This is a genomic window from Mesorhizobium kowhaii (genome assembly GCF_003253745.1).
GTDB classification, from domain to species: Bacteria; Pseudomonadota; Alphaproteobacteria; order Rhizobiales; family Rhizobiaceae; genus Mesorhizobium; species Mesorhizobium kowhaii.
The window spans coordinates 403,218-418,197 of sequence record NZ_MZXV01000032.1 but is presented as its reverse complement, the minus strand read 5'-3'; the positions used below and the strand labels follow the sequence as shown (position 1 = coordinate 418,197).

Below are 14,980 nucleotides of genomic sequence, written 5' to 3'. Positions count from 1 at the left end.
CGTCATTGTGTCTTTAGGCATATGGCGCGAGGCCACCCGCCGAATCTAGCCTAGCGACAACCTAGACCAGATCCCGAGGCGACCGTGACCCAACCCAACCTCACCGCCCCTATCATTGGCAATCCAATCGTCATCGGTATCGACGCCGGCGGCACCATGACCGACACGATCCTTGTCGATCAGGACGGCCACTTCAAGATCGGCAAGTCGGCGACGACACCGAAGAACGAGGCCGAGGGCTTTCTGGCTTCGGCCGAGGACGCGGCGGACGCCTGGGGCATTTCGCTGGAATCGCTGTTTTCCGGCGTCAACGTCGTGCTCTATTCCGGCACCGGCATGCTCAACACGCTGCTGTCGCGCACCGGGCGCCGGCTTGGCCTGATCACCACCAAGGGCTTGGAAGACATGATCCTGATGGGCCGCGGCCTGCAGGCCTGGGCCGACTATTCATATGCCGACCGGCTGCATGCGGTCACCCATCACCATCCCGACCCGCTGGTGCCGCGTCGCCGCACCCATGGCGTCACCGAGCGCATCGACCAGTTCGGCGATATCGTGCTGCCGCTCTACGAGCACGAGGTTTCCGCCGCTGCGAAAAAGCTGATCGCCGACAAGGTCGAGGGGATCTGCATCATGACCATCTTCTCGCACGTCAATCCGGTGCACGAGAAGCGCATCGCCGAGATCTGCCGCGCGGAAATCGAAAAGGCCGGCGCCGAGATCACCGTCTACACCAGCCACGAGGTCCGTCCCGTCATCCGCGAGCAGTCGCGGCTGAACTCCGTGCTGATCGAGGCCTACGCCACGTCGCGCGGCCGCAAGCAGCTCAAGGGCATCGAGGACGTCTCGAAGAAGTACGGCTTCAAATATGGCGTGCAGACGCTGCTCTCTTTTGGCGGCCTGACCTCGATCAACCATCCGCGCCTGCATGAAACCATGATCTCCGGGCCGATCGGTGGCATCCTCGGTGCCGCGTATGTCGGCAAGCTGATAGGCAACGACTCGCTGATCTGCTCGGACATGGGCGGCACCTCCTTCGACATGGGGGTCATCACGCGCGGCCAGACGCGGATCGAGAACGAGCCGCTGATGGACCGTTTCAAGCTCAACGTGCCGACGCTGCATCTCGACACCATCGGCGCCGGCGCCGGTATGATTCTCAAGGTCGATCCGTTGACGAAAAAAGTCAGCCTCGGGCCGGAAAGCGCCGGCTCCGACCCTGGCCCGATCTGTTTCGATCGCGGCGGCACCGAACCCACCATCGCCGATTGCGACGCCATTCTGGGACGCCTCAACCCGCATTACTTCCTTGGTGGCAAGGTCGTGCTGCAGGTCGAAAAGGCCCGCCGCGCCTTCCAGGAGAAATGCTCCGACATATTGGGCGTCGGGCTGGAGGAAGCCGCGGAAGGCATGATCGACATGCTGGAGTCCGACGCCAACAACGCCCTGCGCCGGGTCATCTCGGGCCAAGGCATCCATCCGTCGGAATTCACGCTGCTTTCCTATGGCGGCTCAGGTCCGCTGCACCTGGCCGGCTGCTCCAGAGGCATCGGCTTCAAGGACATCATCACCTTCCAGTTCGCCGCCGCCTTCTCCGCCTTCGGCTGCACCACCGCCGATTTCATGCGCCGTCATTCGGTGTCGACGCAGCACGACATCCCCTCGCGCGCCGACGAGGCGACGCTTGCCGCTTTCGGCGCCAAGGTCACCACGGTGTGGAACGATCTGACCAAGGCCGCGGTCGACGAGATGATCACCGACGGCCATGCACGCGAAAAGATCAAAACTGTGCCGTTCCTGATGATGCGCTACACCGGCCAGCTCGAGGACGTCGAGGTGATGGCGCCGCTTGCCGAGGTCAACTCGGCCGACGACATGCGCAAGGTGCTCGACGAGTTCGAGGCGGTCTATGCCAAGGTCAACCACCGCGTGTCGCGCTATGGCGAAGCCGGCTTCACCATCACCGAGCTCGGGCTGATCGCCACCGCCGACAAGGTCAAGCCGGTGCTGCTCAAGCGGCCGCTCGGCGCCTCCAATCCGGCTGACGCCCACAAGGGTGTGCGCGAGGCCTATATCGGTGGACGCTGGCACAAGGCCAATCTCTACGAGATGGATCTCTTGCAGCCCGGCCATGAAGTGATCGGCCCGGCCATCATCGAACATCCCGCCACGACGCTCGTCGTCCACCCGCAAGATCGCGTCCATGTCGATGAATGGACGCTGCTTCACTACACCCACGCTTGAGAGGGCGACCGCCATGTTGGACAAACCTGCCTCGGCCCTGCGCCTTCGCGAAAGACTGCTCGATTCCGAGCGGCTGATGGAAGAGACCGGCTGCTATGACGGCATCAAGGAACTCACGCTCCGCAACCAGGATCCGCTGAAATTCGAGACGCTGCACACCAAGCTGCGCGCCTATTGTGTCTCGGCGCGCGAAATGGCCCGCCGCATCTCGGCCTCGCCCGGCGTGCGCGAAGTCGGCGAAATGGTGGTCGCCATCTACACACCCGAGGGCGACGCCATCGCGCTGTCCAACGGCATCATGGTGCATGTCCATACGATGAGCCGCTTCATCAAATGGATGATCAAGAACAACTATGAGGAAAACCCGCGCATCCGTGAAGGCGACATCTTCGCCAACAACGACGCCTTCATCGGCACCGTGCAGGTGCCCGACGTAATGGACGTGGTGCCGATCTTCCATGACGGCACGCTGGTCGGCTGGGCCGGGGCGGTCTGCCACGAGCTCGAAGCCGGCGGCATCACCCCAGGCGGCGACGTGTGTCTTGCCCAGGAACGCTTCACCGAAGGCCTGTTCGTCTGCGCCGAAAAGATCGGCGAGAACGACGAGATCCGCCGCGACTATGTCATTCGCTGCGAGCGCAATCTGCGCATGCCGATCTACTGGGTGCTCGACGAGAAGGCCAAGGTCGCTTCCTGCATCGACATGCGCGAAAGCGTCAAGCAGCTGATCTCCGAGATCGGCCTGGACTACTGGATGACGGTGTCGAAGGAGTTCATCGAGGAAGGCCGCCGCGCCCAGCTTGCCCGCACCCGCCAGCTCACCGTGCCCGGCATCTATCGCGGCCATACCTTTTACGGCCACGTCACAGCCGGCAAGCCAGGCTTCCAGCTGCTCGGCGATCCGGACTGGCTCTACAACATCCCGATCGAGATGGAGATCACCACCGACGGCAAGATCACCATGGACTTCGAGGGCACCCAGCCCTGGGGCTACCATTCGATGAACTGCACGCCGGCCGGCATGGATGGCGGCATGTTCGTCACCTTGACCCAGCACATGAATTTCGAAGGCCTGGTCAACGACGGCGCCTGGATGGCGACCGAGCTGAAATTGCCGCATGGCACCTGGACCAATCCCGACAATGAGATGGTGGCGACAGCCACATCATGGGCGCTGCTGCTGCCGGCCTATGGCGTGTTCCAGCGGCTGCTGTCGCGCAGCTTCGTGGCGCGTGGTTTCGTCGAGGAGGCCTTCGTCGGCCAGGTCAACAGCCCGATGATCGAGATGGGCGGCGAAAGCCAGTACGGCACGCCGTTCGGCATGGCGCATTTCGAATGCGCCGCCGCCGGCTCCGGTGCGCTCGCCATCAAGGACGGTCTCGACACCGCCTATGTCGGCTGGAACCCGGAATCCGACATGGGCAACATCGAGGTCTGGGAACAGTCGATGCCGATGGTCTATATCGGCCGCTCGATCGTCCCCAACTCCGGCGGCGCCGGCAAATATCGCGGCGGCTGTTCCTTCGTCTCGACCTGGCTGATCAACAAGACCTCGCATCTCAGGCTCCACACCTCGGAGCACTCCTCGCGTGTGTTCGACAATGGCGGCATGTGCGGCGGCTATCCGGCGCCGACCTGCCAGAAGCACCGCGCGGTGCGCAACTCCAACATTCACGAACTGGCGGCCAGGGGCGAACCGCTGGCGCATGCGCCCGGTATCGACCCGCACGTCTCGGATTACGAGAAGAACTTCGGTGGCGACCATGTCGTGGTCGAGGGCCCCTACATCACCTCGCCGCACAAGTCCGGCGATATCTTCAGCCATTCCTACAATGGCGGCGGTGGCTACGGCGACGTGCTGGAGCGCGATCCGATCAAGACGGCCTGGGATGTCGAGAACGGTTTTCTCACCCGCGAAGCGGCCGACCAGGTTTTCGGCATCGTGCTGAAGGACGATGAAGACGGCTATCCCCTAGCCGATATCGACGCCACGGTCGAACGCCGCACCGCTATGCGCAAGCAACGTCTGGCGAAAGCAATCCCGGTGTCGGACTGGATCGCCGCCGAGCGCGGCAGGGTCGAAAAGGCCGACTTCGCGCCGGAGGTGAAGAAAATGTATGCCAGCGCGATCAAGCTGTCGTCGCGCTTCACCAAGGATTTCAGTGATTTCTGGAACGTCGATGTCAGATCGATCTTCACGCCGGGAGCAAAGCCATGACCTCGTACAGCAAGGAAGTCATCCGCGATCTGGCTGCCGGCCAGCTGCCATGGCCGCAGACGCGGCGCATCATGAGCGCCTACAAGGACGATGATCGTTTCTTCAAGATGGTCGCCGTCTATCAGGACCGCGTCGCCTGGAAAGATCCGATCCTGCTGCCGGTCAGCGACCACCTGTTCATCTGCCAGAGCGGCGACGAGCGGATAACGCGCTGCGAATGCGGCCACTCCTTCGGCGACTACCGCAAGAACTGGAAGCTCAACGCCGCGATCAACGTCCGCAACACTGAGCAATCCCTGCGCGAGATCTATCCGAACAGCGATCTCCCCGACCCCGAATGGATGGAAATCCGCGAATTCATCTGCCCGCAATGCGGCACGTTGCACGAGGTCGAGGCGGCGGCACCCGGCTATCCCCTAGTGCATGATTTCGAACCCGACCTCGAAGGCTTTTATCGCGAATGGCTGGGGAAACCACTCGAAGGAAGCTGATGTTGTGAACCGCGTCGCAGGCAAGGTAGCACTCGTCACCGGAGCCGGAATGGGCCTTGGGCGGGCGGCTGCGTTGCTGCTTGCCGCGGAGGGGGCCAGGCTCGTCGTCACCGACATCGATGAGGCAGCCGCCGCCGAGACGGCCGATCTGATCGCCCAGAACGGCGGCGAAAGCCTCTCGCTTCGTCACGACGTTTCGAACCCCGACGACTGGCCGCCGGTGATGGCGGCCGTTGAGCAAAAATTTGGGCGGCTCGACGTGCTGGTCAACAATGCCGGCATCGCCATCGCGAAAAACATCGAGGACACCTCGCTGCAGGAATGGCGGCGCACCATGGTCGTCAATCTCGACGGCGTCTTCTTCGGCTGCCAGCAAGCCATCGCCCTGATGAAGCAATCGGGCGGCGGCTCGATCATCAACCTGTCGTCCATAGACGGCATCATCGGCGAGGCCGATCTCGCCGCCTATTGTGCCTCCAAGGGTGGCGTGCGCACGCTGACCAAGGCGGTTGCCGTGCACTGCGCCGAGAAGCGCTACGGAATCCGCTGCAACTCCATCCATCCCGGCTACATCTGGACGCCGCAGACCGAAAACTATCTGCGCGATCTCGGCACGCTCGACCAGGAGAAGGCCAAGGCGCTCGCCCGTCACCCCATAGGCTTCCTCGGCGAACCCAACGACATCGCCTACATGGTCCTCTACCTCGCCTCGGATGAATCCAAATTCGTCACCGGCTCCGAAATGGTCGTCGATGGAGGCTATCTTGCCGTGTGAATCTCAAATCGTCTCGGGCCTGTTCGCCCGCGCCGAACTGTCTGGAGACTATGCCTGATGACAAACCTTTCCGGCCGCAGCGCGATCATCACCGGCGGGTTTTCCGGCATGGGCTTTGCCATTGCCACGGCGCTGGCCGAGGCCGGCGCCAACGTCGCTGTCGGCTCCTACATCGCGCCCGCTGGCGCTGACAAATCCGATGCCGCCTACTATCCCGGCGCCGACGAAATCGAGCGCGTGCGCGCGGCTCTTGCCGCCCACGGGACAAGGGTTCACGCCGCCCATCTCGACGTGCGCGACAGCGAGGTGACCAACCTTTTCACCACCGAGGCCCAGGCGGCTATTGGCCCTACCGACATATTGGTCAACGCCGCCGGCACCACCGCCGAGCAGCCGGTCTGCGGCCATTCCGACGCCCTATGGGACAAGATCGTCGACACCAATCTCACCGGCGCCTTCCGCGTCACCCGCGCCGTGCTGCCAGGCATGATCGAGCGTGGCTGGGGCCGCATCGTCAACATCGGCTCGACCGCGGCTTCCGTCGGCTGGAAGGACAATCCGGCCTATTGCGCGTCCAAGGCTGGCCTTCTCGGCCTGACCCGCTGCGTGGCGCTGGAAGGCGCGGCGCATGGCGTCACCTGCGTCATGATCAGCCCGACCTGGGTCGAGACCGAACTGATGCGCCGCAACGTGGCGCAGGTCGTCGAGCGCGAAGGCAAGGGGCGCACGGCAGAGGAAGCGATGGCCGAGATCGCCAGGGGCAACCCGCAGCAGCGCATGCTGCAGCCGCAGGAGATCGCCGCTCTGGCCGTGTTCCTGTGCTCGGATCTGGCCAAGGGCATCACTATGGAAAACATCCAGATCACCGGCGGAGCGCTATGGTAGCGTTCTTGCGGGATGGTTGCGGTCTTCATGGGAGGAGGCCGGCATAAGGTAGGAAAAAGTCCAACCGACAGGGGAACTGATATGAAAAGGACCAATGTCTTGAAAGGCGCCGGCATCGGGCTGGCACTTCTGCTTGCAGCCAACACGCAAGGGAGAACCGCCGAACTCGGCGCCAAGGACGAGCCGATCAAGCTCGCCATGCTCGAATGGACCGGCGCCCACGTGTCCACCCACATTGCCGGCCAGTTGCTGGAAAAGATCGGCTACAAGGTCGAATACGTCACCGCCGGCAACTTCCCACAATTCTCCGGCCTTGCCGACGGCTCGCTGAGCGCTTCGGTGGAGATCTGGCTGAACAATGTCGGCGACATCTATCCGAAGGTGCTGGCCGAAAAGAAGATCGAGGACATCGGCAAGCTCGACCTCGAAACGCGCGAAGGCTGGATCTATCCGAAATTCATGGAAAAGGTTTGCCCGGGCCTGCCCGACTGGTCGGCGCTGACCAAGCCCGAATGCGTGCAGGCATTGTCGACGCCCGAGACGGCGCCCAATGGCCGCTTCCTCGACTATCCGGCTGACTGGGGTTCGCGGGCGGCGACCATCCTGGCCGACAACAGCATGCCCTACACCGCCGTCCCGGCAGGGTCGGAAGGTGCGCTGGTGGCCGAGCTCGAATCCGCCGAGGCCGCCAAGTCGCCGCTGGTCATGATGTTCTGGGGTCCGCATTATGCGCTCGCCGAAAACGACGTCGGCTGGATCAAGATGCCGCCCTGCAAAGTGCAGAGCAACGAGCATTGCATCACGCCGCCCGATGTCGACAAGATCGTCTGGTCAGGCTTCGGTGCCAAATGGCCGGCGGCGCTCGCCTTCCTCAAGGCGTTCAAGATGGACGCCACCGAACAGCAGAAGATGATGCTGGCCGTCGACAAGGACGGCAAGGATCTCGACGCCGTCGTCAAGGAATGGGTCGACAAGAACGAAGCCGTCTGGAAGCCCTGGGTCGACGCGACCAAGGGATAGGCGGCCCGATGTCCCGCCACTTGGGTGGTTGTCGATTTGCCAATCCGGTTTCGCATCTGTGCGAAGCCGGATTCTGGTTGCTTGAGGGGTTCATGCAATGACCGCCGCGCCGATCAAACTGGCCTGCCGCAATGTCTGGAAGGTCTATGGGCGGCGTCCCGCCTACTATTTCGATTCACGCGGCTACATCATCGAGCCCGATGCGTTGGCCGAGCGGCTGCGCTCGGAAGCGCATCTGCCCGCCGTGGTCGATGCCACGTTCGAGGTCGCGACCGGCGAGATCTTCGTCATCATGGGGCTTTCCGGCTCCGGCAAGTCGACGCTGGTGCGCTGCCTGTCGCGGCTGGTCGAGCCGAGTGCCGGTGAAATCCTGCTCGACGGCCAGGACCTGCTGAAGGCCACCGGCAAGGAGCTCATCGAACTGCGCCGCCACGCCATGGGCATGGTGTTCCAGAATTTCGGCCTGCTGCCGCACCTCACCATTCTGGGCAATGTGGCGTTTCCGCTGAAGATCCAGGGCAGACCGGAGAAGGAACGCGAAGCCCGTGCCCGCGAGATGATTGCGCTGGTCGGGCTAGAGGGCCGCGAGGCCTCGTTTCCGCATCAGCTTTCGGGCGGCCAGCAACAGCGCGTCGGCATCGCCCGCTCGCTCGCCGTCGGTCCGGAACTGTGGTTCCTCGACGAGCCGTTCTCGGCGCTCGATCCGCTGATCCGCCGGCAGATGCAGGACGAGTTCCTGCGCCTGCAGCGGATGCTGAAGAAGACCATCGTCTTCATCACCCACGACATGGCCGAAGCCTTCCGGCTGGCCGACCGGCTCGCCATCATGCGGGCCGGCAAGATCGTCCAGATCGGCCGTCCGGCCGACATCGTGCTCAACCCGGCTGACGACTATGTCGCGCAGTTCACCGAAGACATGCCGCTGTTGCGCGTCATCAAGGCAGGCGATCTCGCGACGTCGCTGAACGGGTCAGCCGTGCCCGAGGAAAGCGTCGCTGCCGGTGCCAGCCTGGAGGAGCTTATTCCGCGGCTGGCCTCAGGCGTTCGCGCGTTCAGCGTTCCGGGCGAGGGCGCCGGCCCGCCGGCGCTGCTGACCGCCGGCGCCGTGCTTGCCGTGTTGGAGCGGGAACAGACAAGGCGGACGCGATCATGACGGCGCCGGCCGCATCGTTCCGATCCTCGCCGAGGGTCGCAATCGAGCCGGCTCTTCTGCCCTGGTGCGCGCTGATCGCGTTGACCGCGCTGTGTCTCGTCCTCAAGACCGATTTCCCCTGGCTGGTGACGTTTCCCAAGGAGTGGACCTTGCCGCTGGCGGCAGGCGTCAACGCGGTCACCGACGCTGTCGTGACCGTCGTCCAGCCGGCATTCCGGGCCCTCTCCGCCGCGCTCGAAGCGCCGATGCGTGGCGCTCGCCTCGTCCTGGTCTGGCTGCCATGGCCTGCGGTGATGCTGGCGGTGGCGGCGCTGGCGCTGAAATCAAGCGGCATCAGGCTGGCGGTCTTTGCCTTGCTGGCTTTGACCTACATTCTCCTGGCCGGCTATTGGCCGCAAAGCATGAGCACGCTGTCATTGGTGCTGCTCGCCGTGCCGATCTCCACCGTGCTCGGCTTCGCGCTTGGCGTGCTCGGCCATACCAGGCCCGGCTTGCGCCCGGTGCTGCTCGGCGCGCTTGACCTGATGCAGACCGTGCCGGCCTTTGCCTATCTCATCCCGCTGCTTCTGCTGTTCGGCTTCGGGCCGGTGGTCGGGTTGATCGCCAGCGCCATCTATGCGACGCCGCCGATGGTGCGCAACACCTTGCTCGGCCTCGATCGCGTGCCTTCCGATATCAGCGAGGCCGGCTTGATGAGCGGCTGCACGCGCCGCCAGCAATTCTGGCATGTCGAAGTGCCGACCGCGCTGCCGCAGATTCTGGTCGGCTTCAACCAGACGACGATGGCCGCATTGTCGATGGTGATTGTCGCCGCCATCATCGGCGGCTTCGAGGACATCGGCTGGGAAGTGCTGTCGTCGATGCGCAAGGCCGAGTTCGGCCAGAGCATCCTGTCGGGCCTGGTGATCGCGCTGCTCGCCATCCTCATCGACCGGCTGACGATCGGGTTTGCCAAGGCGCGTCCGGCCGGGCCGACGGCGGCCATGACATGGATGACCGATCGCCGGCTGGCAATTGTCCTGGCCCTCGCGGCGGCGCTGGCGATTGCCATTCGCCTCTTGTGGCCGAACGAAACCTTGCTGCCGGCCACCGGGCTGCGCATGCAGGTCGGCGGCATCAATCAATGGCTGCTGGGCCTCGTGCGCGACTGTGCCTGGTTCTTCGACGGCCTGCGCGACGGCGTTCTCTATTGCCTGCTGCTGCCGCTCAGGATCGGCATATCGGGCGCCGCGGTTCCAGCCATCTGGGGGTTCACGCTCTCGCCGACCGCGAACGCGACCTATGCTGTCGCCGTGCTGCTCGCCTGCGCATTGCTGCTGCATCGCTTCAACTGGCGGCCGGCACTGGCGCTGCTGGTCGCCGGCACGCTGCTCTACACCGGCTTTCTCGGCTTCCCCTGGCCGGTCTTCATCCTTGGCATTGCCCTGCTCGCCTTTCAGGTCGCCGGCCTGCGGCTGGCGCTCTTTGCCGTGGCCGGGTTCCTGCTGATCCTCGTCAACGGACTGTGGGGCGCGCTGGTCCAGTCGCTCTATCTCTGCACGCTGGCGGTGCTGCTTTGCCTTGTCATCGGCGGGGCGCTCGGCGTCTGGGCCGCCTACAGCGAACGGGTTTCGCGCATCCTGAAGCCGGTCTGCGACGCACTGCAGACCATGCCGCAATTCGTCTTCCTGATCCCGGCGCTGATGTTCTTCAAGGTCGGCGAGTTCACGGCACTGATCGCCATCATGCTCTACGCCATCGTCCCGCCGATCCGCTATGTCGAGCATGGTCTGCGCCATGTCCGGGCCGATGTCGTCGAGGCGGTCGAGCAGATGGGCGCGACCCCGGTGCAGACGCTGTTCCAGGCCAAGCTGCCGCTGGCGCTGCCGGTGGTCATGCTGGGGCTCAACCAGACCATCATGGCGGCACTGTCGATGCTCGCCATCGCCGCCCTGGTCGGCACGCGCGATCTCGGACAGGCGGTCTATGTCGCGCTGGGCAAGGCCGATGCCGGCATGGGGCTGATCGCCGGCCTGTCGATCGCCTTTCTGGCCATTCTCGCCGATCGCCTGATCCAGGCAGCTGTGGCCGGACGAGCGACGACCTGATCTCGGCAGTCGCCTCGCTGTAAGACAAGGTGACCGGATTTGCCATTGAGCGCAGGGCGCGATAGGTTATATTGCACTGCACAATGGAGACGCCGTTTATTGCACGCCCTTGTTTGCGGATATGCCGGCTGGCCTATGGCCCGCCGGCCTTGGGTCGCCTCGGCGGGACTCTGAGATGAAGATTCCAAAGTCCCTGCTGGTCGATCCGGAGAAGAACTCGGTCTATGGCAGTTTTGCCGTAGCCGTTTCGATATGGGCGTTCTCCTATTCGGTCATTTTTGGCCAGGTCCTGATCCTGGCCTATTACGCGGTCTGGCTTCCGCTCATCCTGGTCGACTACCGGCGGTTCCTGCGGCACCTGTCCAGTGCCTGGCTGCCGCTGCTGTTTGCCGCCTATGTCTGCTTCTCGGTCTTCTGGTCGCAGGCGCCCGGCGTCACCGCAAGGACGTCAATCCAGTATTTTTCCCATATTGCCTGCGCCTACGTCGCGGCGCGCACCGTCAGCGTGCGCACATTGACCATAGGCGCCCTGATCGGGATATTTGTCGTCCTGCTCTATTCGCTGCGGGTCGGAAACTATTCCGAGGACGTTCTCGACGGCACCTACAACTTCGTCGGCGCCTTCGCCTCCAAGAACCAGATCGGCTTTGTCGCCTCGCTCGGCATCTATTTCTGCGTTGTATTCATTGCTTTTTACAGACGCGGCTGGCTGAGCGTCATCCTGGCGGTGCCCATCGTGCTGTTGTCGGCCTATCTGCTGGTCATTGCGCATTCCGCCACCTCGATGGCCTCGATACCGGCGGTTCTGGCGCTGGTGGCGCTTCTTGCCATGAGCAAGCTGCTGTCGCGGCGCTATCGCCGGGTGATCTTCCTGGTCGGCGCCGGCCTGCTGATCGTGGTTGCCTTCGTCGCCTTGAACCTCGGGCTGATGGACTTCGTCCTTGGCCTCTTCGGCAAGGATTCAACCCTCACCGGGCGGACCTATCTGTGGGAGCAGGGCTGGAACGCCGTGCAGAAAGCACCGATTCTCGGCGTCGGCTATGCTGCCTATTGGGTGCAGGGCTTCGCCGAAGCCGAGCGGCTGTGGAACGAATTCTACATCACCACCCGCACCGGCTTCCACTTCCACAACACCTATATCGAAGCCCTCGTCGAACTCGGCTTCGTCGGTGCGACGATGGTCTCGCTGGTCATGCTGCGCACACTCTACGGCCACGTCTCGGCGGTGATCTTCAGGGCATGGCAAGCGGATTCCGTGATCCTCTTCGGCGTGATGGTGCTGCTCTTGATCCGCTCCTTCGTCGAGGTCGAGATTCTCAACCCCTACATCATGGGCTCCTTCCTGATGTATTTCAGCTTCTTCAAGCTGGCACGGCTGCCGGTCACCCGCACGCGGTGGAGCCCCGCCTTCGAGCAGGCGGAGGCGGCGAAGAGAGAGGCTGCATGGCCCCGGCATGTCGATGGTCCGGCGGCCGCCAACCCGTCATGAGCCAATGCATGTCAAAACTGCGCAGCGGTTTTGGCATGCACGAAAACCAAGACTTGAAGCGCGTCGTATGAATCCCTTCAAACGCGACGCGCTTTATCGTTTCTCAGGTTGAAGCCGGGCCAAAAGAGCCTTCACCTAGAGCAAAGCTTCCGCCCAGGCAGGCTTGGCGCAAGGCGGGAAACGTCTGAGTGTGGCTGGGGTCCCCAGGTCTACTATTGCATGTCGCTCAAAAGTGGCCCCGGTTTTGAGACAACGACATGCATACAAACAAAGACTTGAAGCGCGTCGCATGAATCCGTTTCAACGCGACGCGCTTTAGATGGGGTCTACTGGCTGGTCAGCGGCGCCAGCTTGACCTTGATCACGTCGCCAGGCAGCACCGGTGTATCTTCCTTCGCGGCGATTTCGCTGCTCTTGCCGTCGACGACCCGCACCAGTGCGTAGAGCAGGCTGGATTGCTGGTCGGTGTCGCTGGCGACTCTCATCGCGGGATCGCTGGCCTGGGCCATCAGGCCTTTCTGCATATTCACCTTCAGCGCGGCCTCGTTCAGGTCGGCTTCGGTCTGCTGCCGGTCGATGGCGAGACTTGAACTCAGGGTGTTCTGGGCATCGATGGCGTCCTGCGTCGCCTTGCTGATCGCCTGCTTGGCGGTGAGGATGGCCGTTTCGTAGTCCAGGATCTTGCCCTGCAGGTCGGCGACGGACTGCCTCGAATCCAGCAGTCGGGCGTTGGCGATCAGGCCTTTCTGAGCCAGCGGGCCGATGCTGGTGAGCTGCTGCTGTGCCAGGTCGACCTGCTGTTGCTGGTTGACGATCTTCTTCTGCAGCGATTCGATCTCGGACTGCAAAACCCCTTTCAGATCGTCGAGCGCCTCAAGCTTCAGCTTCAGCGCCTTTTGGTCGGACGTCAGGATCGTCATCTCGTCGGCAACGATGGCCGGCAACCGCGGATCACCCTCGGCCTCCTTCGGCACCTCGAAACTCGTCTTGCCGGCCATATCCGCGTCGATGCGCGCGCGCTTGACGATCAGCCGAATGCGCTGGTCGTCAGAGATGTCGAAGTTGCCCTTGGCGGTGACCAGGTCCTTGCCGAGCTGCGGCCCGTAGTCGGCGTTTCGCCTGATGCCACCGGCGACGCTTATGGCCTTCAGCACCGTCAGGTCGGGCACATAAGGAAATTGGCCGGGGTTCTGGACTTCGCCCGAAATGTAGAATGGCCGGAACTGCGCCATTTCGACAGAGGCTTCGGGCTTGTCCGATAGAGCGAGCTTGCGCTGCAGCGCCACGCTGATCGCCGCGGCGATTTCGGACGTGGTCTTGCCGGATGCTGGCAACTCGCCGGCGAACGGCACCGACAGCGTGCCGGAAGGGCCGACCGTGTACTCGCCATTCACCGCCGACCAGTCACGAAATGTGCCTTCGACAGTCTGCCATTCGGCGACGCGGATGGTGAGCTTGTCCTGCGATCCGAGGCGGTATTCGTCGGCGGCGGCGATGTGGGGGATGACCAGCGACACGGCAACGCATGTGGCCAGCAAACGCGCCCGCCGCAGACGGCCGGAAACCGGGCCGCTGCGAAAGGCTTCGAATATATCTGTTTTCAACTGAACGTTCCGATCCGCTTTAGCCCCATCGCCCGATGAGCTTGCCGCCGAATGCCAGACAGCGAATGCTTGGCATCGCGGCCGGTCAGTAAGAACCGCGTGACATCCAGACCGCAGGGACAGTCTTGATGATGATGCGAACGTCCTCGAACAGCGACCAGTTCTCGACATAGTGGCGATCGAAGGCGACGCGGCTGTCATAGGAAACGTCGTTGCGGCCGCTGACCTGCCACAGGCCGGTCAGGCCCGGACGGGATTTCAGGTAATAGACGGCGGAGGTGCCATAGATCTCCAGTTCGTCGCGCACGACCGGACGAGGTCCGACAAGGCTCATGTCGCCCTGCAGGATGTTGATGATCTGCGGCAGCTCATCGAGGCTGAGCTTTCTCAAGACCGCTCCGACGCGGGTGACGCGCGGATCGTTCTTCAGCTTGCGGGTCGCTACCCATTCCGCGTTGGCGTCCGGGTTGGTGGCGAGATAGGCGGCCAGCACCTTGTCGCCATCAGGAACCATGGTGCGGAACTTCAGGCACGGAAAAATCCGTCCGCCGCGGCCGATTCGCCTGTGGCCGTAGAAAATCGATCCGCCGTCGGAAAGTTTGACGAGCAGAGCGATCATGACAAACAGCGGGCTGAGAGCGATCAAGCCAATCAGTGAGCCGGTGATATCGAAGCTGCGTTTGAGCAGGCCGCCGATCGGCGGCGGAAAATCGATGTCGGCCTGCGAAAAGCTCGCGGTGGCCGACTTGGCAACGTCCCTCATGCGGTAACTCCATGCGTTGAACGAATGGTTCGCCGCAAGATACCAAAAAAATGTTGCAGCGCAACACACAATTTACCAACCGGTTGAAATAGTCGCGTCATGAATTGACTAAATAATAAGCTAGACATGCACAAATTTCGGGATATTTAGCACATTTGTGACAACAAATGGGCACTGTCGAAAAAATGAGGGCCTTTTTGGGGCGGTTTTTGGGCAAGTCGTCCTATGCGTCAAGGCGCGGAGCATATTAG

11 protein-coding genes are annotated in these 14,980 nt (G+C 62.9%); 9 read left to right on the top strand and 2 right to left on the bottom strand.

The annotated features are described in order from the left end of the window. Window positions 1-114: 114 nt before the first annotated feature. The 9 genes from B5V02_RS14805 to B5V02_RS14765 all read left to right on the top strand — a co-directional run bounded on the left by B5V02_RS14805 (window position 115) and on the right by B5V02_RS14765 (window position 12,362). Window positions 115-2,244 carry a hydantoinase/oxoprolinase family protein gene (locus B5V02_RS14805; protein ID WP_111545411.1) on the top strand — a complete coding sequence of 710 codons (2,130 nt, stop codon included), beginning with the start codon at window positions 115-117 and terminating at the stop codon, window positions 2,242-2,244. Window positions 2,245-2,257: 13 nt separating this feature from the next. After that, a complete protein-coding gene (locus B5V02_RS14800) occupies window positions 2,258-4,462 on the top strand; it encodes a hydantoinase B/oxoprolinase family protein (protein ID WP_111544885.1) in 2,205 nt (734 codons plus the stop codon). Then, window positions 4,459-4,953: an acetone carboxylase subunit gamma gene (locus B5V02_RS14795; protein WP_111544884.1), complete on the top strand. Its 495-nt coding sequence runs from the start codon at window positions 4,459-4,461 to the stop codon at window positions 4,951-4,953. The genes B5V02_RS14800 and B5V02_RS14795 overlap by 4 nt, the downstream gene beginning before the upstream one ends. 4 nt (window positions 4,954-4,957) lie before the next feature. Next, window positions 4,958-5,728, top strand: coding sequence for a glucose 1-dehydrogenase (locus B5V02_RS14790; RefSeq protein WP_111544883.1), 771 nt, complete (start codon window positions 4,958-4,960; stop codon window positions 5,726-5,728). Window positions 5,729-5,785: 57 nt separating this feature from the next. After that, window positions 5,786-6,613: an SDR family NAD(P)-dependent oxidoreductase gene (locus B5V02_RS14785; protein ID WP_111544882.1), complete on the top strand. Its 828-nt coding sequence runs from the start codon at window positions 5,786-5,788 to the stop codon at window positions 6,611-6,613. Between the two features lie 81 nt (window positions 6,614-6,694). After that, window positions 6,695-7,633: an ABC transporter substrate-binding protein gene (locus B5V02_RS14780; RefSeq protein ID WP_111544881.1), complete on the top strand. Its 939-nt coding sequence runs from the start codon at window positions 6,695-6,697 to the stop codon at window positions 7,631-7,633. A 97-nt stretch (window positions 7,634-7,730) separates the two neighbouring features. Next, window positions 7,731-8,786 (top strand): quaternary amine ABC transporter ATP-binding protein, encoded by a 1,056-nt coding sequence (locus B5V02_RS14775; RefSeq protein ID WP_111544880.1) that lies wholly within the window; start codon window positions 7,731-7,733, stop codon window positions 8,784-8,786. Further along, the gene (locus B5V02_RS14770) at window positions 8,783-10,873 is read left to right on the top strand and encodes an ABC transporter permease (protein ID WP_111544879.1); all 2,091 of its coding nucleotides are present in this window, start codon (window positions 8,783-8,785) and stop codon (window positions 10,871-10,873) included. Before B5V02_RS14775 ends, B5V02_RS14770 begins: the two co-directional genes overlap by 4 nt. A gap of 175 nt (window positions 10,874-11,048) precedes the next feature. Then, complete coding sequence (locus tag B5V02_RS14765) at window positions 11,049-12,362, top strand: O-antigen ligase family protein (protein ID WP_111544878.1); 1,314 nt, start codon at window positions 11,049-11,051, stop codon at window positions 12,360-12,362. A gap of 326 nt (window positions 12,363-12,688) precedes the next feature. Here the strand turns inward: B5V02_RS14765 and B5V02_RS14760 are convergent, their stop codons facing one another. Further along, window positions 12,689-13,966 (bottom strand): polysaccharide biosynthesis/export family protein, encoded by a 1,278-nt coding sequence (locus B5V02_RS14760; RefSeq protein WP_111544877.1) that lies wholly within the window; start codon window positions 13,964-13,966, stop codon window positions 12,689-12,691. 85 nt (window positions 13,967-14,051) lie between these two features. Continuing rightward, window positions 14,052-14,729 (bottom strand): sugar transferase, encoded by a 678-nt coding sequence (locus tag B5V02_RS14755; RefSeq protein WP_111544876.1) that lies wholly within the window; start codon window positions 14,727-14,729, stop codon window positions 14,052-14,054. Between the last annotated feature and the right edge of the window lie 251 nt (window positions 14,730-14,980).

Excerpts from the sequence above, each read along its gene's own strand:
- B5V02_RS14800 (WP_111544885.1), top strand. The coding sequence starts at position 2,258 with ATGTTGGACAAACCTGCCTCGGCCCTGCGCCTTCGCGAAAGACTGCTC.
- B5V02_RS14795 (WP_111544884.1), top strand. The coding sequence starts at position 4,459 with ATGACCTCGTACAGCAAGGAAGTCATCCGCGATCTGGCTGCCGGCCAG.
- B5V02_RS14785 (WP_111544882.1), top strand. The coding sequence starts at position 5,786 with ATGACAAACCTTTCCGGCCGCAGCGCGATCATCACCGGCGGGTTTTCC.
- B5V02_RS14780 (WP_111544881.1), top strand. The coding sequence starts at position 6,695 with ATGAAAAGGACCAATGTCTTGAAAGGCGCCGGCATCGGGCTGGCACTT.
- B5V02_RS14775 (WP_111544880.1), top strand. The coding sequence starts at position 7,731 with ATGACCGCCGCGCCGATCAAACTGGCCTGCCGCAATGTCTGGAAGGTC.
- B5V02_RS14770 (WP_111544879.1), top strand. The coding sequence starts at position 8,783 with ATGACGGCGCCGGCCGCATCGTTCCGATCCTCGCCGAGGGTCGCAATC.
- B5V02_RS14765 (WP_111544878.1), top strand. The coding sequence starts at position 11,049 with ATGAAGATTCCAAAGTCCCTGCTGGTCGATCCGGAGAAGAACTCGGTC.
- B5V02_RS14755 (WP_111544876.1), bottom strand. The coding sequence starts at position 14,729 with ATGAGGGACGTTGCCAAGTCGGCCACCGCGAGCTTTTCGCAGGCCGAC.